The sequence below is a fragment of the Micromonospora fluostatini genome, from assembly GCF_050410825.1.
GTDB classification, from domain to species: domain Bacteria; phylum Actinomycetota; class Actinomycetes; order Mycobacteriales; family Micromonosporaceae; genus Micromonospora; species Micromonospora rosaria.
This window is the reverse complement of the sequence record NZ_CP191251.1, coordinates 4,190,641-4,208,721: the sequence shown is the minus strand read 5'-3', so window position 1 is coordinate 4,208,721 and position 18,081 is coordinate 4,190,641. Positions and strand designations below refer to the sequence as shown.

Here is an 18,081-nt window from a genome sequence, read left to right as displayed (position 1 = left end):
CATCCACACACGCCCGGGAGGTGCGATGGAGGCCGTCGACCCGCGAAACTCTGTGCCTCCCGGCCGGGGTACGCCGTTCTTCGGCTTCGTGGCCGCCACGATCGGCGCGGCCCTGCTGGTCGGTGCCGGTGCGCTGGTCGCCCTGCCGGACCTGCTGCCCGGGTTACCGGCGGCGTTCTGGGTGATGGCCGCTCTGGCGGTGCTCTGCGACGTGCGCCCGTTCGAGTCGCCGGGCCGCCGGCCGGCCTCGCCGGTCTTCCCGTCGACCTGCTTCACCTTCGCGATCCTCCTCGGCTGGGGGCTGGGCCCGGCGGTGGCGGTGCAGGTGCTGGCGGTGGTGGTCGCCGGCTGGCGGATGGGGCACGTGGCGTGGCGCACCACCTTCAACGCCGCCCAGTACGGCTGCGCCCTCGCCGCCGCGTACGGGGTGCTCCGGCTCGGGCCGGGCGGCCTCTTCGACGGTGCCCGCCCCGGCTGGGTCGACGTCCTGGTGGTGGCCGGCGCGGCGGGCGCCTGGTTCGTGGTCAACTACGGCCTGGTCGGTACGGCGGTCCGGCTCCGCTTCGGCGACCGTTGGTGGCCCGGGTACCGCCAGGGGCTCGGCTTCGAACTGCTCACCACCGGGTCGCACCTGCTGCTCGCGCCGGTTCTCGCCGCCGCGGCCTGGGCCAGCGCGGCGCTGGTCCCGCTGGTGCTGCTCCCGCTCTTCGCGGTGTACCGGATGGCGCGGCTCTCCGCCGAGCGGGCGCACCTCGGCGCGCTCGACCCGCTCACCGGGCTGCCCAACCGCAAGGCCTTGCGGGCCGAGGTGGCCGAGCAGGTGCACCTGCACGCCGAACGCGCGGCGCGCGGGGCACCCGACGCGCACCTCGGCCTGCTCCTGATCGACCTGGACCGGTTCAAGAACGTCAACGACGCCCTCGGGCACGGGGTGGGGGACCGGCTGCTGGTCGAGGTGAGCGCCCGGCTGGCCGGCGCGGTGGCGCCGGGTGAGCTGGTGGCCCGGCTCGGCGGGGACGAGTTCGCCATCGTGGCGCCCGGCCTGACCGGGGTCGACGAGGCGCGGGAACTGGCCGAGGGGCTGGTCGGCACGCTCGCCGAGCCGGTGTCGTTGGACGGGCTGCCGCTGGACGTCGGGGGCTCCATCGGCATCGCCGTCTATCCCGAGCACGGCGAGGACTTCGCCACCCTGATGCGGCACGCCGACGTCGCGATGTACGACGCCAAGGACCGCAGCGACACGGTCGCCGTCTACACCCCCGAGTCCGACCACAACTCGGCGGAGCGGCTGAGCCTCCTCGCCGACCTGCGGCGCGTCCTGGAGGTCGGCCCGGTCCCCGCCGAGCCGCCGGCCGGCGACCAGCCGGGCGGCGCGCGGGGCGGCGACGGGGCGGCCCTGGCCGCCGACGCCGCCGGTGTGCGCGGGCTCGACCTGGCCGCCGGCACCGCGAGCGGCGGGCCGCCCGCCGCCCCGGGTTCGTCCCGGCCGGCCGGTGCCGCACCCGCCGCCGACCCGGTGGCTGCCGCCCCGGCGTCGGTCCGGCCGACCACCGGCTCGGCGGGGGGCGAGTCCTCGTCCCGGGCCACCGGCTCGCCCCCCGCCGACCCGCCGGCCACGGCTGCCGGACCGGCAGCGGGCGGTGCCGCCGGGCCGGGAGTGGGCGATCCCGCCGGGCCGGGAGTGGACGGTGGTGCCGGGGCAGGTGGGGACAGCGGGCCGGTGGCGGGCCGGTCGACGGTGGGGGCCGGGCGGATGGCCGGCGCCGCCGGGAGTTGGCGCTGGTGGGGCCGGCGGCTGCGGCGGCAGCCGGAGAGCGCGCCCGCCGACGAGTTGATCACCCGGATCATCACCAACGCGGACCCGATCCGCCGCCGGGCCGGCGTGGCACCCGGTCGGTACGAGCAGAACGCCGCGCACCGCGACGGTGTCCGCAGCCCGGTGCCGCGCCGGTCCGGCCGGGGCGGCAGCCGCCCGACGGTGGGCGCCCGCCGGGGCGGGGAGCCCGGCCGGACGGTCGACGCGGGCGAGATCACCATGTACTACCAGCCGCAGATCGCCATCGCCACCGGCGAGGTGGTCGGGGTGGAGGCGCTGCTGCGCTGGCGGCACCCCCGGCGGGGCATGGTCAACCCGGAGGAGCTGATCCGGGTCGCCGAGCAGACCGCGGTGATGCGGCTGCTCACCCGGCGGGTGGTCGACGACGTGCTGACGCAGCTCGCCACGTGGTCCGCCGCCGGTGTCGAGCTACGGGCCGCGCTCAACGTCAGCGTGCGGGACCTGCACAGCGGCGAGGTCGCCGACCAGGTGGCCGACCGGCTGGCCCGGTACGGCATCCGGCCCGACCGGCTCCAGGTGGAGATCACCGAGGGGGCGCTGATGGCCGACCCCCGGCGGGTGCTGGACACCATCACCCGGCTGCACCGGACCGGGGTGGGGATCTCGCTGGACGACTTCGGCACCGGGTACTCCTCGTTGCAGCACCTGCGGCGGCTGCCGCTGTCCGAGGTGAAGGTGGACCGCTCCTTCGTGCTCGGGATGGCCGACGGCGGGGACGACGCGGCGATCGTCCGCTCGATGATCGACCTCGCCGGCGCGCTCGGGCTGCGGGTGGTCGCGGAGGGGGTCGAGGACGAGCGGACCTGGCGGCTGCTGCACGCCGCCGGGTGCGAGGTGGCCCAGGGGTGGTTCCACGCCCGCCCGATGCCCGCCGACGAACTCGCCACCTGGTTGACCCGGTACCGGCCGTTGCGGCCGAGCGGCGGTGGCGACCCGGGGACGCCCGGCGGGGCGGCCCGCTGAGGGACCGGCGGCCGTGGGGCGGCGCGGACGCCCGGAGGGGGAGCCGGCGGCACGGCGTGCGGGCAGGACAATAGACTCGCTGCGGTCACCGCGCGTCATCCCCACCGGCCGCGCGGCCGACCAGCGGACGCAACAGGACAGCCACGAAGGGGGCACCGATGGCCGCCATCTCCCGCGAGGAGGTCGCGCACCTGGCGCGACTGTCGCGGCTCGCCGTCACGGAGGAGGAGTTGGACACCTTCGCCGGCCAGCTCGACGTGATCCTCCAGGCGGTCGCGCAGGTCGGCGAGGTCGCCGCGGCGGACATCCCGCCGACCTCGCACTCCGTGCCGTTGACGAACGTCCTGCGGGACGACGTCGTGGTGCCCGGCCTGACCCCGGCCGAGGCGCTGTCGGGCGCTCCCGACGCCGAGGAGCAGCGGTTCCGGGTGCCTCGGATCCTGGACGAGGACGTGGCGTCATGAGCGAGCGGACCACCCTTCCCGGTGTACCGGCGGCCCGTGGCGCCGGTGAGCGAAGCGAGGCGACGGCATGAGTGACCTGACCAGGCTGACCGCGGTCGAGATCGCCGGTCTCGTCGCCGGCGGCGAGACCTCCGCCGTCGAGGTCACCCAGGCCCACCTGGACCGGATCGCGGCGGTGGACGACCGGGTACGCGCCTTCCTGCACGTCGACACCGACGGGGCGCTGGCCGCCGCGCGGGCGGTCGACGAGCGCCGGGCCGCCGGCGAGGAGCTGGGCCCGCTGGCCGGGGTGCCGGTCGCGGTCAAGGACGTGCTGACCACCAAGGGCGTGCCGACCACCGTCGGCTCGAAGATCCTGGAGGGCTGGCGTCCGCCGTACGACTCGACGATCGTGCAGCGGCTGCGGGACGCCGGCACGGTGATGCTCGGCAAGACCAACATGGACGAGTTCGCGATGGGGTCGTCCACCGAGTACTCGGCGTACGGGGCGACGCACAACCCGTGGGACCTGGACCGCATCCCGGGCGGCTCCGGCGGGGGCAGCGCGGCGGCGCTGGCCGCGTACGAGGCGCCGCTGGCGATCGGCTCCGACACCGGTGGCTCGATCCGGCAGCCCGGCGCGGTCACCGGCACCGTCGGCGCGAAGCCCACCTACGGCGGCACCTCCCGGTACGGCCTGGTGGCGTTCTCCTCGTCGCTGGACACCCCCGGCCCGTGTGCGCGGACCGTGCTGGACGCCGCGCTGCTGCACCAGGCGATCGGCGGGCACGACCCGCGCGACTCCACCTCCATCCCGGCCCCGGTGCCGGACGTGGTGGCGGCGGCGCGGCTCGGCGCGACCGGTGACCTGACCGGGGTGAAGCTCGGCGTGGTCACCGAGTTCTCCGGGGAGGGGGCCGAGCCGGGCGTGCTGGCCGCGTTCCGCGAGTCGGTCGACACCCTCGCCAAGCTGGGCGCCGAGATCGTCGAGGTCTCCTGCCCGCACTTCCGGTACGCCCTGCCGGCGTACTACCTGATCGCCCCGAGCGAGTGCTCCTCCAACCTGGCCCGCTTCGACGGCGTCCGGTTCGGCCTGCGGGTCGGTGACGACGGCAACCGGTCGCTGGAGGAGGTCATGCAGCTCACCCGGGAGGCCGGCTTCGGCCCCGAGGTCAAGCGCCGCATCATGATCGGCACGTACGCGCTCTCCTCGGGCTACTACGACGCCTACTACGGCCAGGCCCAGAAGGTCCGTACCCTGATCACCCGCGACTTCACCGCCGCCTTCGAGCGGGTCGACGCGCTGATCTCGCCGACCACCCCGTTCGTGGCGTTCCCGCTCGGCGCGCGGACCTCGGACCCGTACCAGATGTACCTGGCCGACCTGTACACCATCCCGACCAACCTGTACGGCGGGCCGGGCATCTCGGTGCCGTGCGGCCTCTCCGAGGGGCTGCCGGTCGGTCTCCAGGTCATGGCGCCGACCATGGCCGACGACCGGATGTACCGGGTCGCCGCCGCCCTGGAGTCGGCGGTCGGCACCCTCACCCCGCCGGTGCTGTAGTGCGGTAGGGCGGGATGCCGACCGGTCCGGGGCCGACCGTTCCCGGTCGGTCCGCGACGTCGAGTCGGGCATCCCGCCCCTGCCGCTGACCACCGGCCGCGCCGCCGCCACCGTGTCGATCGTGGTCGACGGTGACGGCGGCGTTGCCGGTTCCGTCACCAACAGGACAGCCTCCGACACGGTGGGTGCGTATCCTGGCGGACGTCGGAAGTCGTCGCCGGCGGCAGGCCGGAAGGGGGCCGGGATTGCGGCGAGCGGGGCGCGTGCCACGGCAGCGGCGGGCGTTCGTGATCGCCGGGTGTCTGCTCGGTGTGGCCACCGTCATCCTGCTGACCGCCTGGCGGACCACCGGCTTCCTCAGCGACCTGCTGCTCAACGTCGGCTCCAGCGTGGTGCTCGCGGCGATCTCGTACCTGATCTTCGATCCGCTCTTCGAGGAGGCCCGCCGGGCCCGGGTGCAGGAGCACCTGAGCTTCGACCAGCAGGCCTTCGTGTCCCACCTGCGCCGCAGCCGGCGGCACATCCGGATCCTCGACACCTGGACGATCCTGCTGGAGGACCGGCACCGGCAGGCGACCCTGGACGCGGTGACGGCGGCCCTGCGGGGTGGGGCCGTGGTGCAGGTGCTCCTGCTCGACCCGGACTGCAGGGCGGCGCACCAGCGCTCCGAGGAGCTGGAACAGCAGGGGGTGAACGTTCCCGCCCAGATCCGGACCAACCTGCGGCACCTGTCCGCCTTCCACGCCAAGCTGCCCGTGGAGGAACGCCACCGCTTCCAGGTGCGCATCTACGACGCGTCGCCGTCGATCCAGCTCTACCAGTGGGACGACCGGGGACTGATCTCGTTCTTCCCGGTCGGGAAGCTCTCGTTCAACGTGTCCCAGCTCGAGGTGGACATGGACAGCCCGTGGGGCGCGTTCGTGCACGCCCGGTTCGAGGAGCTGTGGAAGCACGACCAGGCGACCGTGCCGCTGGCGCAGTACTGGACGATCACGGTGGTGCTCCGGTTCCAGGACGCCGACGTGGCCGAGATCCAGGCGCCGTACGTGGTGGCCGACGGCGAACACTACGTCGACTGCGGCAAGGTCCGGCCGGGTCTGCCGCTCACGGCCCGGGTGAGGTTGTCGCGGCGTACGCACCAGTCGACGCCACAGGCGTTCACGTTGGTCGAGCCCGCCGACGGGGACCGCGCGACGGTCGCCCGCCACTTCGGCGAGAAGTACGGCCGGGCCGACGGCGACCGGACGATCCTGCGCCTGGTGCCCGCCAGGCTGCTCCGCCAGTCCGGGTCGACCCGCTGAGCGCCGGTGGGATCGCCGACAGCAGGACGATCGTCAGCAACCCCGCCGGGCCGCCGTCGGGGGCCAACGACGTGGTCACCATCGAGATCACCACGCAGACCGCGACGGCCGTCGCCAACACCGCGTACGGCCGGCGCCGCCGGCCACCGCTCGGCGCGGCCTCCGGCCGATCATTCCCCGTCGTCGTCACGCGTCGATGCGTACCCGCCTGGTGCTCCGGTCATGCCGTCTCGTCGGCCCGGCGCGACCGGGTGCCGGACCGGGCTGGCGAGGTAGCGTCGCGCCCGCCGCACGGTGCGGTGGCTGGCCAAGGTCAGCACGAGCATGGTGGCGACGTTCAGTCCGCCGAGGACCCGGACCACGGTCGTCGTCCCGGTGACGAGCATGTTCGCGCCGTTCACGGCGACGACCGGGAAAACCCAGGTGAGCCATCGGGTACGGACCTGTCGGGCGGCTTCGTCGCGGGCGAGCGCGTCGATCCGGGGGTCGTCGCTGCCGCCCTCGCGCAGCGCCTGGAGCACCCGTCGACCGGTGGCCCGGTCCGCCCCCGTCGTGCGGCTCAGGTCCCGCCACCGGCCGCGGCGCAGGGCGACGAGCACCGCCGCGCCGATCATCGCCGGCACCAGGGCGACCAGGAGCACGGTCGCGACCCGCGCCGGCTGCCGACCGAACTCCCCGACGTACGCGCCGACCAGCACGGGTACCGCGCCCACCAGGACGAGAGCCACGAGCAGGACGACCAGCCAGGTGTGCCGTTGCCGCGTCCGTTCGGCGGTCCGTCGGCGTTCGTCGTCGTCCAGCCCGCTCCCCGTCGTCATGCGTCGATGCGTACCCCGCCGGGGTGGCCGCCACACGACCCGAGCGTGGTGGCGGTGAAACCCGGCGGCGGGACGGGCCGGCAACCCCATTAGGCTGGAACGGTTCTGTCCGGATCGCGCCTGGAGCGTCTCAATGACCACGACACTGCCCGCGTACGACGAGGTCGTCGCGCGCTTCGAACCGGTGATCGGCCTGGAGACCCACGTCGAGCTGGGCACGAACACGAAGATGTTCTGCGGCTGCCCGACCGACTTCGGCGGTGAGCCGAACACCCGGGTCTGCCCGGTCTGCCTGGGGCTGCCCGGCTCGCTGCCGGTGGCGAACAAGGCGGCGATCGAGGCGACCGTCCGGATCGGTCTCGCGCTGAACTGCTCGATCGCCTCGTGGTGCCGGTTCGCCCGGAAGAACTACTTCTACCCGGACATGCCGAAGAACTTCCAGATCAGCCAGTACGACGAGCCGCTCTGCGTCGACGGTTACCTGGACGTCGAGGTGAACGGCGAGACGGTGCGGATCGGCATCGAGCGGGTGCACCTGGAGGAGGACACCGGCAAGACGCTGCACGTGGGTGGGGCCACCGGCCGGATCCACGGTGCGACCGAGTCGCTGGTCGACTACAACCGGGCCGGCATCCCCCTGGTCGAGATCGTCACCAAGCCGATCCCCGGCACCGGCGCGCTCGCCCCGGAGGTGGCGCGGGCGTACGTCACCGAGCTGCGGGACGTGCTCCGGTCCCTCGGCGTCTCCGACGTCCGGATGGAGGAGGGGTCGCTGCGCTGCGACGTCAACACCTCGCTCAACCTGCCCGGCGCGGAGTGGGGCACCCGGACCGAGACCAAGAACGTCAACTCGCTGCGGTCGGTGGAGCGGGCGGTCCGCTCGGAGATGCTGCGTCAGGCGTCGGTGCTCGACGCGGGCGGCCGGATCACCCAGGAGACCCGGCACTTCCACGAGGAGACCGGCGACACCACGCCGGGCCGCTCCAAGGAGACCGCCACCGACTACCGGTACTTCCCGGAGCCGGACCTGGTCCCGGTCGCCCCGGACCCGGCCTGGGTGGCCGAGCTGAGGGCCGCCCTGCCCGAGCTGCCCCGGCTGCACCGTCGCCGGCTCCAGCAGGAGTGGGGCCTGTCGGACCTGGACATGCAGTCGGTGCTCAACGCCGGCGCGGTCGAGCTGATCGAGGCCACCATCGCCGCCGGGACCACCCCGGCGGCGGCCCGCAAGTGGTGGCTGGGCGAGCTGTCCCGCCGGGCCAACGAGACCGGCGTCGAGCTGGCCGACGTCGGGGCCACCCCGGCCCAGGTCGCCGAGCTCCAGGGCCTGGTGGACGCCGGCAAGCTCAACGACAAGCTGGCCCGCACCGTGCTGGAGGGCGTGGTGGCCGGCGAGGGCTCACCGACCGAGATCATGACCAACCGGGGCCTGGAGGTCGTCTCGGACACCGGCGCGCTGACCGCCGCCGTGGACGAGGCGATCGCCGCCAACCCGGACATCGCCGACAAGATCCGCAGCGGCAAGGTCGCGGCGGCCGGCGCGCTGGTCGGCGCGGTCATGAAGACCACCCGTGGACAGGCCGACGCCAAGACCGTCCGCGAGCTGATCCTGTCCCGGCTGGGCGCGAGCTGAGCCCGGCCTAGCGGCACCCACACGGCGGCCCCGGTCCCTGCGGACCGGGGCCGCCGTCGTCGGCGCTCAGCCGTGGTGGGTACCCGGTTCAGCCGGTCGGGCTCGGCGTCGGGGTGGCGGGGGCCGGGCCCCGGGTGGGGGTGGGGGTGACCGGCGGGGAGGGGGCCGGGTCGGGCCCCTCGACCACCCGTCGCTCCAGGTTGACCTGCGCCTGGCCGGTGCCGCCGACGGTGATGTCGTCGTACGCCTGCAGACGCCGTTCGCTGTCGAAGTAGAGCACGGTCATGCTGAGCGGGGTGGGCCGCTCGCCCTCCAGGCCGCGCAGGCCCGCGCCGCCGGTGGAGCCCTGCACCATCAGCTCGGTGGCCTGCTGGCCGGGCACCTCGGGCAGGGTGGACACCTGGCGGTCGTGGGTGTGCCCGGCCAGCACCAGCGGGCAGGTGCCGGAGAGCGGGCCGGCCGCCGCCGGGTCGTGCACCAGGGCGATGTCCACCGGCCGGGGGGATTTGCGGACCGTCTCGGCGATCGTCTCGCCGTTGTCGATCAACTGGTTCGCGGTGGGCGCGTTGAGGCCACCGGCGGCCGGTGCGGTGCTCTTGTCGGGGGTGAACCGGGGGTCGCCGATGCCGGCGATGGTCAGCCCGGCCACCGTCGTGGTCGAGTTGTCCAGCACGATGGCGTTGGGCTGCCGGGCCACCGCCGCCGCCGTACGGCCGGAGTCGTGGTTGCCCCGGATGTACACGTACGGCTTCTGGAGCAGGGCGATCGAGCCGACGTAGTTGGCCTCCGGCTCGCTGCCCCAGTCGGTGATGTCCCCGGTGTCGATCACCACGTCGACGCTGAACTGTTCGACCACGGTCCGGATGAGCTGCCAGCCGGTCGGGTTGAGGTGCATGTCGGAGACGTGCAGCACCCGGGTGGTGCCCGGCTCCGGCTCGTACACCGGCAGCGCGGAGACCGTGGTGTAGAGCTGGCTGACGTTGCCGACGAGCCGCTTGAGCTGCTCGGCGTACTTGGTGTAGTCGTTGGCGATCTTGCGGGCGTCACCGACGATCGCCGGGGCGTTGACCAGCAACCCCTCGTACCGGGGCTCCTCGATCGCCTGCGGGCGTACGGTCAGCGCGGCGGTGCCCAGGCTGCCCGCCGCGACCAGCAGGGCGAGCGTGCCCGACCAGGCCGTCCGGCGGCTGTCCCGGAACACCAGCCAGGCCAGGATCAGGGTGACCAGCACCACCGCGGCCACGGTCCGCAGGCCCAGCCGCAGCACCCCGTCGCGGACGTCCTCGACGGCGGACTGGCTGGCCCGGGCGATGCTCGCCGGGTCGTCGATCAGCGCCTCGGTACGCCGTTGGTCCAGCGCGCCCAACTCGACGTTGAGGTGCACGGGCCCGCTGTGCGAGTCCAGCAGGAGCGCGCCGAGCGGGGGGATGTCGACCGTGGTGCCGCCCGCCGAGGCGGGGGTGAGGTTCAGTTGGGCCCGGAACGGGCCGATGTCGGTGTCGACGTGTCCGCCGGCCAGTGTCCCGATGACCACCCCGGCCATGGCGACCACCAGCACCGCCAGGGTCACCCCGAGCCGGCGCAGCGGTCCGGGCCGGCCGCCCCGGTCACCGGTCCCGGCGCGGCCCGCGCCGGGCCGCCGCAGGCGCGGCAGCCACCGGCGGGCACCCGCCGTCTCCCGGGCGTCGCTGTCCCGGGTCCTGTCCTGGTCGTTCCCCTGGCCGTCCATAACGAGATTCTGACCTGCCCCCTGAAAGATCTTGGCAAACCCGCCGTCTCCGGTGGGTCACGACCGCGTCGGCCGTCCCACCGGAGCCGTTCCGCCCCACGGGAGTCGTCCCACCCCGCCGGGGCCGTCCCGCCCGGCGCTCGCCGGTCAGCTCCGACCGGCGCCACCGTCGGCGAACACCAGCCGCAGGATCCGGTCGTCCTCCGGCTCCGGGTCACCCCGACCGTCGTGGTTCGAGGTGGTCACCCAGAGGGAGCCGTCCGGGGCCACGGCCGCCGCCCGCAGTCGACCGTACCGGCCGGTCAGCAGTTCCCGGGGCTGGCCGAGCACCGTACCGGTGTCGGTCAGCTCCACCAGCCAGGCCCGCTCGCCGCGCAGGCAGGCCGTGGCGAGCAGCCGGTCGGCGACGGCCAGGCCGGAGCAGGACGCCTGCTCGGTCGGCCACTGCACGATCGGATCGGTGTACCGGTCGTCCTCGGCCTGCCCCTCGACCCGGGGCCAGCCGTAGTTGCCGCCCTTGGTGACCTGGTTGATCTCGTCCCAGGTGTTCTGGCCGAACTCGACCGCGTACATCCGCTTCTGGGCGTCCCAGCCGAAGCCCTGCACGTTGCGGTGCCCCAGCGACCAGACCGGGGAGTCCGCGTCGGGATTGCCGGGTGCCGGCTTGCCGTCCCGGGTGATCCGCAGGATCTTGCCGGCGAGGCTGTCGCGGTCCTGGGCCAGCGGCCGGTCGTTGGCGTCCCCGGTGCTGGCGTAGAGCAGCCCGTCCGGCCCGAAGCCGAGACCGCCCCCGTTGTGCGTGCCGGCCTTGGGGATGCCGGTGAGGATCGGGGTGGGCCGGGAGCCCAGCTCCATCCGGGCGATCCGGTTGTCCCGCTCGGCGGTGTAGTAGACGAAGACCGTCCGGTCCCGGGCGAAGTCGGGGGAGACGGCGATGCCGTGCAGACCGCCCTCGCCGGCCGGGGCCACGTCGGCGATGGTCTGCACCACCGAGACGGTCAGCCCGTCCGGCCCGGACTCGGGGCCGACCTGGAGGATCCGGCCACTGTCCCGCTCGGTGACCAGCGCCGCGCCGTCGGGCAGGAAGGCGATCGCCCACGGCACCCGCAACCCCTTGGCCAGCACGGTGGTGACCACCTGCTGCTCGCCCCCCTCCGGCGTCGCGCTGGCCGACGGGGTCGGGAAGGTCGGCGGTTCCCCCGCCGGGTCCGGTTCCGGCTCGCCAAAGCTGCACCCCGCGAGGAGCAGCGCCGCGCAGGAGGTCACGGCCGCCGCGCGGAGCCGGCCGGTGCGGGGGTACGAGGGACGGACGTTCACCCGGCCCAGCGTAGCCGCCCGCACCCCGCCCCGCCCCGGTGCGGCGGGCGCACTATCGTCGGGCAGCGTGAAGGTCTGGATTCCGCACCCCACCGGCCGTACCCTGCTCGGCGAGCTGCCGGACGGGGTCGACGTCGAGGTGGTCGAGGACCCGACCCGGCTGCCCTCGGGCGGGGCCGGTGTCCGGTTCTGGGTACCGCCGTTCCTCAGCGGGCGGGACGTCCCGGCGGTGCTGGACCGGCTGCCCGACGTGGCCGTGGTGCAGCTGCTCACCGCCGGAGCGGAGGCCTGGGTCGGGCGGGTCCGTGACGGGGTGACCCTCTGCGACGCCCGGGGCGTGCACGACTCGTCGACCGCCGAGTGGGTGGTCACCGCGATCCTGTCGCAGCTACGTGGCTTCCCCGTGCTGGCCCGCGCCCAGGCCCGGAGCGAGTGGGCGTACGCCGAGGTGGCGCCGACCGACGAGCTGGCCGGCAAGCGGGTGCTCATCGTCGGGGCCGGCTCGATCGGGTCGGCGGTCCAGGCCCGGCTGACGCCGTTCGAGGTCACCGTCACCCTGGTCGCCCGGACCGCCCGCCCCGACCAGGGGGTGTCCGGCGTCGACGAGCTGCCCGACCTGCTGCCCTCGGCCGACGTGGTGGTGCTGCTGGTGCCGCTGACCCCGCAGACCCGGGGACTGGTGGACGAGGCGTTCCTCGCCGCGCTGCCCGACGGGGCGTTGCTGGTCAACGCCGCCCGGGGGCCGGTCGTCCGGACGTCGGCCCTGGTCGCGGAGCTGTCCACCGGGCGGATCTCGGCGGCGCTGGACGTCACCGATCCCGAGCCGCTGCCGGCCGGTCACCCGCTCTGGACGATGCCGAACGTCCTGCTGACCCCGCACGTCGCCGGCTCGGTACGCGGCCTGCTGCCCCGGGCGTACCGGCTGGTGGGCCAGCAGCTCCGCCGGTTCGCCGCCGGTGAGCCGCTGGTGAACGAGGTCGTCGGCGGCTACTGACCGACCCGGCTGTTCCCGGCCGGGCACCCGGCCCGCCTCGCCGGTCAGGCGTCGGTGCGGGCCGGGCCGGCCGGGGCCGGTGTCTCAGTCGTCGTCCCGGTCGTCATCGTCGTCATCGTCGCGGTCATCGTCGTCGTCCCGGTCGTCATCGTCGTCGTCCCGGTCGTCGTCATCGTCGTCGACCGGCTCCTTCTCGGTGTCGAGGATCTTGCCGTTCTCGCGGTCGACGTCGATCTCGTACTCGGTGGTGCCGTTGATGATCTCGATGCTCCAGACGGGGCGGTTGTGCTCGCGTTCGCGGTCGACGTCGACGATGCGGCCGCCGCCGGCGGCGGCGAGGGCGATCTCGCCGGCCCGCTCCCGGCTGATGGTGTCCTGGCTGGCCGGCGGGGCGCTGGTTTCCGTCGCCGTCGGGGTCGCCGCCCGGGTGGTGGCGGTCAGGCCCGGGACCGGGGTGTCGTCCGTCGTCGGGGCGGTGGGGGTGGCCGGCGCCTCGGTGACGGGGGCGGCGGTGGTCGCGACCAGGGCGGTGTCCGTGGTGCGCTGCGCGTTCCGGTCGGCGGCGACGCTGCCGAGCGCGACCCCGGTGACCGACAGCACGGCGGTACCGCCGATCGCGGCCAGTACGAGCGAGATCCGCTTCATCGGGTCCATCCTTTCCTCGGTTGCTGCAATCGAGGATCGGTCCTGGGCGGATAGGGGCGCGCTGTCCGAATGCTAAGGCCGGGTTAAGAGGGCCGGGGCGGGTCGGGGCACGGCGGGGCGGGGGTGGGCCGTGCGTGGCGGCCGGCCGCAGGGACGGGGCTGCGGTGTGGCGGGGCGGTGCTCAGGCGTCCGGGTCGGCGGGGGTGGTGGTGCGGCCGGTGACCGCGACCAGGCGCGGCAGGTCGCTGCCCCGGACGGCCGGCAGGTGCAGCGTGGTGCCGTCGTCGAGCCGGACGACACCCCGGCCGCGCGGGTCGGCGAAGAGTTCGGCGACCCGGTCCCAGCCGATCCGGCGCTGCCCGACCAGGCCGCGCAGGCGCAGCTCGCGGGCGTCGGCCCGGGTGCCGGCCCGCCAGCCCCAGAAGACCACGGCGAGCGGCACCAGGATGACCGGGGCGAGGTACCACCGGGCGGAGGCCAACGGCAGGGCGCCGATGGCGGCGATCACCGCGGCGGCCACGATCGACTGGTTGTGCCGGAACTGGACGGTGTCGGCGCGACTCACCCCCTGATGGTCCCACCTGGCGGACGGCGGCGCGGAGCCGGGCGGCGAACGCGGTGACCACCGGCACAACCGGGGGCGCGGTTCGTGGTTTCCGGGGCGGGCGGGGCCGTAGCCGAGGAACGCTCCCATTCGTTACGCGGGTGGGCGGCGGACCATCCCGGCGTCCCCGCCCCGTGCCCCCCCTCACGAAGGCGACCTCCCTGTGTCCCTCGCGTACCTCACCTCCCGTATCCCCTCGGCCGGCTGCCCGCCGAGCGACCTCGTCGTGCTGGTCGCGGCGGCCCTGCTCGGCACCGCCGGAGCGGTCGCGCTGGTGCCGGCACCGGCCGCGGTGGCGCTCGTCGGCGTGGCCACCGCAGCCCCGGCCGCCCTCCGCCTCGCCCGGCGGCCGCCGACCCCCCGTCCCACCGCCCTGCTGGACGCCGCCCTGTTGACGGCCGGGCTGACCACGGCGCTGCCCGGGTACCTCCCGGCGGCGTTCCGACTGACCATCGGGTCGGCCGGCCTGGTCGGCACCGCCGTCCTGGTCGCCGTCGCGCTGGCGCTGCTGCCCGGTCGCTCCCGATCGACCCTGCGGGAACGGGTCCGGCTGGCCGTCGATCCGGCGGTGTCGGCGGTCGGCCTGTGTCTCTCCGCCTGGGTACTGCTGCCGCAGTCCCTGCCCCCGGCCGTCCGGGTGCCCGCCGCGATCGGCGCGGGCCTGCTCGCCGTCACCGCGCTGACCGCGTTGACCGGCCGGCACCACCGCCCGGCCGCTGCCACCTGCCGGGGCGGGGCGACGCTGGCCCTGCTCGGGCTGCTGCTGACGGTGGCACCGCTCGCCGCGCCCGAGGCCGACCGGGCCCGGCTGGCCGGGATCCCGCCCCTGGTGGTCGGGGTGCTGGTGGCCGCCGTCGGAGCGCGCCGGGCGGTCTGCGCCGAGCCCATCCCCACCACCGCGCCGTCCGGGACGAGGCTCCGGTCGATCGTGCCGGCGCTGGTGGTCCTGCTGGTCCTCGGCAGCTACGTCCGGGCCGTCGACCACATCGAGACGACCGTCCTCGTCTTCGGCCTCGGGGTGGTCCCGCCCCTGGTGGTCCGGGAACTGGTCCGGGCCGCCGAGCAGCGCCGGTACGCCACCCGCCGGGTGGCCCGGCACGCCCGCCTGCGGGCCCTGGTGGCCGGCGCCCGGGACCTCATCCTGCTCCTGGACGACGAGATGCGGGTGAGCTGGCAGTCCCCGGCCGGCCCCCGGCTGTTCGGCCTCCCCGACGCTGCCGTCGTCGGTCGGCTCTTCCGCGACCTGGTGCACCCCGACGACGTGGCGCGGATGGCCGCCCGGCTCGCCGCGGTCGACGGCGACACCGACGGCGGTCTGCTGATGGCCCGGCTGACCGACGGCCGGGGCGGCTGGCGGGAGACCGAGTCCACGGTCAGCGACCAGCGCGCGGTGCCCGACCTGGAGGCCCTGGTCCTGCACGTGCGCGACGTCGGGGAGTGCCGCCGGCTGGAGCGGACCGTGCGCCAGCTCGCCGTCACCGACCAGCTCACCGGCCTGGCGAACCGTGCCGAGCTGTTGCGGGTCGTCGCGGCGCTGGGCCCGGACCGCCCGCAGCCGGCCCCCGCCGGACCGGGCCGGGCGTCGGCGGCTCCCTCCGGGCTGGGCGGGGCGTCGGCGGCTTTCGCCGGGCCGGGGTGGGTGGTGGCACCGGTGTCCGGTGCGGCGCGGAGCGCGGCGACCGCCGGGGCGGTGCGCGGGGTGCCGGTGGCGGCCGGCGTGGGCCGGGTGGCGCCGCCGGTGCCCGCCGGGGCGCTGCTCATCGTCGAACTGCACGGGCTCGGCGCGGTCAACGACGGACAGGGCCGGGCCGCCGGGGACGGGGTGCTGGTGGCGGCGGCCGGGCGGCTGCGGGCCGTCGCCGGGCCACGGGACCTCGTCGCGCGGCTCACCGGGGACGAGTTCGCCGTGGTCACCCCCGCCGGACCGGTGCCCGCGTACGGGCTGGCCACCCGGATGCTGGCCGCGCTGACCGAGCCGTACCGGGTCGGCGCGGAGCCGGCCGACGCCACGTCGCCCGCACCGGCGGAGCCGGCCGACGCCGCACCGGTGGAACGGGCCGACGCCGTTCCGGCCGCACCGGTCGACTCCGCCTCGGCCGACTTTGCCTCGGTCGACTCCGCCTCGGCCGACTCCGCCTCGGCCGGGGCACTGGTTCGGCTCCAGGTCAGCATCGGCCTCGCCGAGATCGGCGGGGACCGGCCCGACGACGTCCTGCGCCAGGCCGACCTGGCCCGACGCCGGGCCGCGCAGCTCGGGCGGGACCGGATCGAGTGGTACGACGCGCAGCTCGAACGGCAACTGCTCCGGCGGCTGGAGCTGGAACGGCAGCTTCCCGGCGCGGTCGCCCGGGGTGAGCTGGACCTGGTCTACCAGCCGGTGCTCGGGCTGGCCGACCGTTTCCCGGTCGGGACGGAGGCCCTGCTGCGCTGGCGCAGCCCGGTGCTGGGCACCGTGCTCCCCGACGAACTGCTCCCGGTGGCCGAGAGCCTGGGGCTGGTGGGCGAGCTGGGGCGCTGGACGCTCGGCCGGGCCTGCCGACAACTCGCCGACTGGTCGACGGTGGGGCCGGGGCTGTGGATGGCGGTCAACGTCACGCCGGGGGAGCTGGTGGCGGGCGATTTCGTCCGGCGGACCGCCGCCACCCTCGCCGCGCACGGGGTGCCGGGCGACCGGCTGGTCGTCGAGGTCTCCGAGCCGCAGCTCGTCGGCGAGGAGGAGGTGCTGGCGGTCCGCCTCGGTGAGCTGCGCGCGCTGGGCGTGCGGACCGCCCTGGACGACTTCCGGGCCGCGCACGCGTCGCTGAGCCACCTGCGCCGGCTGCCGATCGACCTGCTCAAGATCGGGCCGGATCCAGTCGGCCCGGAGCAGCCCCTGACCGACGTACTGGTGGGGCTCGGTACCCGGCTGGGGCTGGAGATCGTCGCCGAGTGCCTGGAGTCGCCGGAGCAGGTGCGGCTCGCGCACCGGGCCGGCTGCCGGTACGGGCAGGGCTACGCGCTGGCCCGGCCGGCCACCGCCGAGCGGGTGGAGGCGTACCTGGCGGGTTTTCCGGGCCCGGGGCGGTGAGCGGTGAACCGGTTCAGTGGCCGCGTGGCGGGGCGGTGCTGCCGCGCGGGGTCAGGTGGGCGGTCTCGTCCTGGGTGCCGGTGGCCGGCTGGCCGGCGATCACCGCGAGCAGGAGCCGCGCGGCGTGCGCGCCGTACGCCGGGATGTCCCGGCCGAGGGCGGTCAGCGGCGGGTGCACCAGCCGGCACAGCGGCGAGTCGTCCCAGGCCACGATGGACAGGTCGGCGGGGACGGCGAGCCCCATCTCCTGCGCCACCGACAGCCCGGCGATCGCCATCACGTCGTTGTCGTAGATCACCGCCGTCGGGCGGCCGGCGGAGCTGAGCAGGCGACGGGTGGCGCGGGCGCCCTCCTCGCCGGTGTAGTCCGACCAGACGGTCAGCGCCTCGGTCAGCCCGGTCCGCCGGCACACCTGCGTGAAGGCCTCGGTGCGGACCCGGGTGTGCTGGAGGGAGGGCAGCCCGGCGACCCGGGCGATCCGGCGGTGCCCCAGGGCGGCCAGGTACTCCACCGTCTCCACCAGGGGCGCCGCGTCGTCGGACCAGACGTGGGCCAGGTTGCCGGTGTGCTCGGGCCCCCCGATCACCACGGCGGGCAGTTGCAGCTTCTCCAGGGCGGGCACCCGGCGGTCCTCGGTGCGCAGGTCGCAGAGGAGGACGCCGTCCACCCGCCGCTCGGCCCACCAGCGCCGGTACACCTCGATCTCGGCGTCGGGGTCGGCGACCACCTGGAGGGTGAGCGCGTACGACCGGGCGGAGAGTTCCGCCTCCACGCCGCTGATCAGCTCCATGAAGAACGGCTCGATGCCGAGGGTCCGGGCCGGGCGGCACAGGGCCAGGCCGACGGCGTTGGCGGTGGCGCCGGAGAGGGCGCGGGCGGCGCTGCTCGGGCTGAAACCGATCTCCGTGGCGATGTCCAGGATGCGCCGGCGGGTGGCCTCGGAGACGCCGGGCTGCCCGTTGAGCGCGTACGACACCGCGCCCTTGGAGACCCCGGCCCGCCGGGCGACGTCGGCGATGGTCGGCCGCTTCACCGGCGTGTTCCTCCGTTCTCGGTGCTCGGCCACCACGCTACTGCACCCCACCCCGTGATGATCACCCGTCGACCGGGTGTCTCGCCCCGTGGCGGTGCCGCGGGTGCGGTGCCCGGGGGCGGAAGCCGCTTGCCCG

13 protein-coding genes are annotated in these 18,081 nt (G+C 75.2%); 7 read left to right on the top strand and 6 right to left on the bottom strand.

The window, feature by feature from the left end; all coding sequences use genetic code 11:
• Positions 1-25 precede the first annotated feature (25 nt).
• The 4 genes from ACQUFX_RS18335 to ACQUFX_RS18320 all read left to right on the top strand — a co-directional run bounded on the left by ACQUFX_RS18335 (position 26) and on the right by ACQUFX_RS18320 (position 6,108).
• Entirely contained in the window at positions 26-2,800 is a 2,775-nt protein-coding gene (locus tag ACQUFX_RS18335; RefSeq protein WP_428961565.1) for an EAL domain-containing protein, read from the top strand.
• A gap of 158 nt (positions 2,801-2,958) precedes the next feature.
• Positions 2,959-3,264 carry an Asp-tRNA(Asn)/Glu-tRNA(Gln) amidotransferase subunit GatC gene (gene gatC / locus ACQUFX_RS18330; protein ID WP_067360211.1) on the top strand — a complete coding sequence of 102 codons (306 nt, stop codon included), beginning with the start codon at positions 2,959-2,961 and terminating at the stop codon, positions 3,262-3,264.
• 67 nt (positions 3,265-3,331) lie between these two features.
• Positions 3,332-4,807, top strand: coding sequence for an Asp-tRNA(Asn)/Glu-tRNA(Gln) amidotransferase subunit GatA (gene gatA, locus ACQUFX_RS18325; RefSeq protein ID WP_428961564.1), 1,476 nt, complete (start codon positions 3,332-3,334; stop codon positions 4,805-4,807).
• 263 nt (positions 4,808-5,070) lie between these two features.
• Entirely contained in the window at positions 5,071-6,108 is a 1,038-nt protein-coding gene (locus ACQUFX_RS18320; RefSeq protein WP_428961563.1) for a hypothetical protein, read from the top strand.
• A gap of 170 nt (positions 6,109-6,278) precedes the next feature.
• Here the strand turns inward: ACQUFX_RS18320 and ACQUFX_RS18315 are convergent, their stop codons facing one another.
• A complete protein-coding gene (locus ACQUFX_RS18315; RefSeq protein WP_428961562.1) occupies positions 6,279-6,926 on the bottom strand; it encodes a hypothetical protein in 648 nt (215 codons plus the stop codon).
• 133 nt (positions 6,927-7,059) lie between these two features.
• On the opposite strand from ACQUFX_RS18315, the gene gatB reads away from it, so the two are divergent.
• Entirely contained in the window at positions 7,060-8,556 is a 1,497-nt protein-coding gene (gene gatB, locus ACQUFX_RS18310) for an Asp-tRNA(Asn)/Glu-tRNA(Gln) amidotransferase subunit GatB (protein ID WP_428961561.1), read from the top strand.
• An 88-nt stretch (positions 8,557-8,644) separates the two neighbouring features.
• Here gatB and ACQUFX_RS18305 read toward each other — a convergent pair whose 3' ends face one another.
• Both ACQUFX_RS18305 and ACQUFX_RS18300 read right to left on the bottom strand, forming a co-directional pair.
• Entirely contained in the window at positions 8,645-10,285 is a 1,641-nt protein-coding gene (locus tag ACQUFX_RS18305; RefSeq protein ID WP_428961560.1) for a metallophosphoesterase, read from the bottom strand.
• 147 nt (positions 10,286-10,432) lie between these two features.
• Positions 10,433-11,602, bottom strand: a complete 1,170-nt coding sequence (locus tag ACQUFX_RS18300; RefSeq protein WP_428961559.1) for a PQQ-dependent sugar dehydrogenase — start codon at positions 11,600-11,602, stop codon at positions 10,433-10,435.
• A 67-nt stretch (positions 11,603-11,669) separates the two neighbouring features.
• On the opposite strand from ACQUFX_RS18300, the gene ACQUFX_RS18295 reads away from it, so the two are divergent.
• Complete coding sequence (locus tag ACQUFX_RS18295; protein ID WP_428961558.1) at positions 11,670-12,596, top strand: 2-hydroxyacid dehydrogenase; 927 nt, start codon at positions 11,670-11,672, stop codon at positions 12,594-12,596.
• A gap of 84 nt (positions 12,597-12,680) precedes the next feature.
• Here ACQUFX_RS18295 and ACQUFX_RS18290 read toward each other — a convergent pair whose 3' ends face one another.
• Both ACQUFX_RS18290 and ACQUFX_RS18285 read right to left on the bottom strand, forming a co-directional pair.
• Positions 12,681-13,241, bottom strand: a complete 561-nt coding sequence (locus ACQUFX_RS18290; RefSeq protein WP_428961557.1) for a PepSY domain-containing protein — start codon at positions 13,239-13,241, stop codon at positions 12,681-12,683.
• A gap of 181 nt (positions 13,242-13,422) precedes the next feature.
• Positions 13,423-13,806, bottom strand: a complete 384-nt coding sequence (locus ACQUFX_RS18285) for a PH domain-containing protein (protein WP_428961556.1) — start codon at positions 13,804-13,806, stop codon at positions 13,423-13,425.
• 202 nt (positions 13,807-14,008) lie between these two features.
• On the opposite strand from ACQUFX_RS18285, the gene ACQUFX_RS18280 reads away from it, so the two are divergent.
• On the top strand, positions 14,009-16,912 hold the full coding sequence (locus ACQUFX_RS18280; RefSeq protein ID WP_428961555.1) for a putative bifunctional diguanylate cyclase/phosphodiesterase: 2,904 nt from the start codon (positions 14,009-14,011) through the stop codon (positions 16,910-16,912).
• 13 nt (positions 16,913-16,925) lie between these two features.
• Here the strand turns inward: ACQUFX_RS18280 and ACQUFX_RS18275 are convergent, their stop codons facing one another.
• Positions 16,926-17,945, bottom strand: a complete 1,020-nt coding sequence (locus ACQUFX_RS18275; protein ID WP_428961554.1) for a LacI family DNA-binding transcriptional regulator — start codon at positions 17,943-17,945, stop codon at positions 16,926-16,928.
• Positions 17,946-18,081: the final 136 nt, after the last annotated feature.

Bases quoted from the DNA above. Each gene is read 5' to 3' on its own strand.
- gatA (WP_428961564.1), top strand. From the start codon at position 3,332: ATGAGTGACCTGACCAGGCTGACCGCGGTCGAGATCGCCGGTCTCGTC.
- ACQUFX_RS18305 (WP_428961560.1), bottom strand. From the start codon at position 10,285: ATGGACGGCCAGGGGAACGACCAGGACAGGACCCGGGACAGCGACGCC.
- ACQUFX_RS18290 (WP_428961557.1), bottom strand. From the start codon at position 13,241: ATGAAGCGGATCTCGCTCGTACTGGCCGCGATCGGCGGTACCGCCGTG.
- ACQUFX_RS18315 (WP_428961562.1), bottom strand. From the start codon at position 6,926: ATGACGACGGGGAGCGGGCTGGACGACGACGAACGCCGACGGACCGCC.
- ACQUFX_RS18335 (WP_428961565.1), top strand. From the start codon at position 26: ATGGAGGCCGTCGACCCGCGAAACTCTGTGCCTCCCGGCCGGGGTACG.
- gatC (WP_067360211.1), top strand. From the start codon at position 2,959: ATGGCCGCCATCTCCCGCGAGGAGGTCGCGCACCTGGCGCGACTGTCG.
- gatB (WP_428961561.1), top strand. From the start codon at position 7,060: ATGACCACGACACTGCCCGCGTACGACGAGGTCGTCGCGCGCTTCGAA.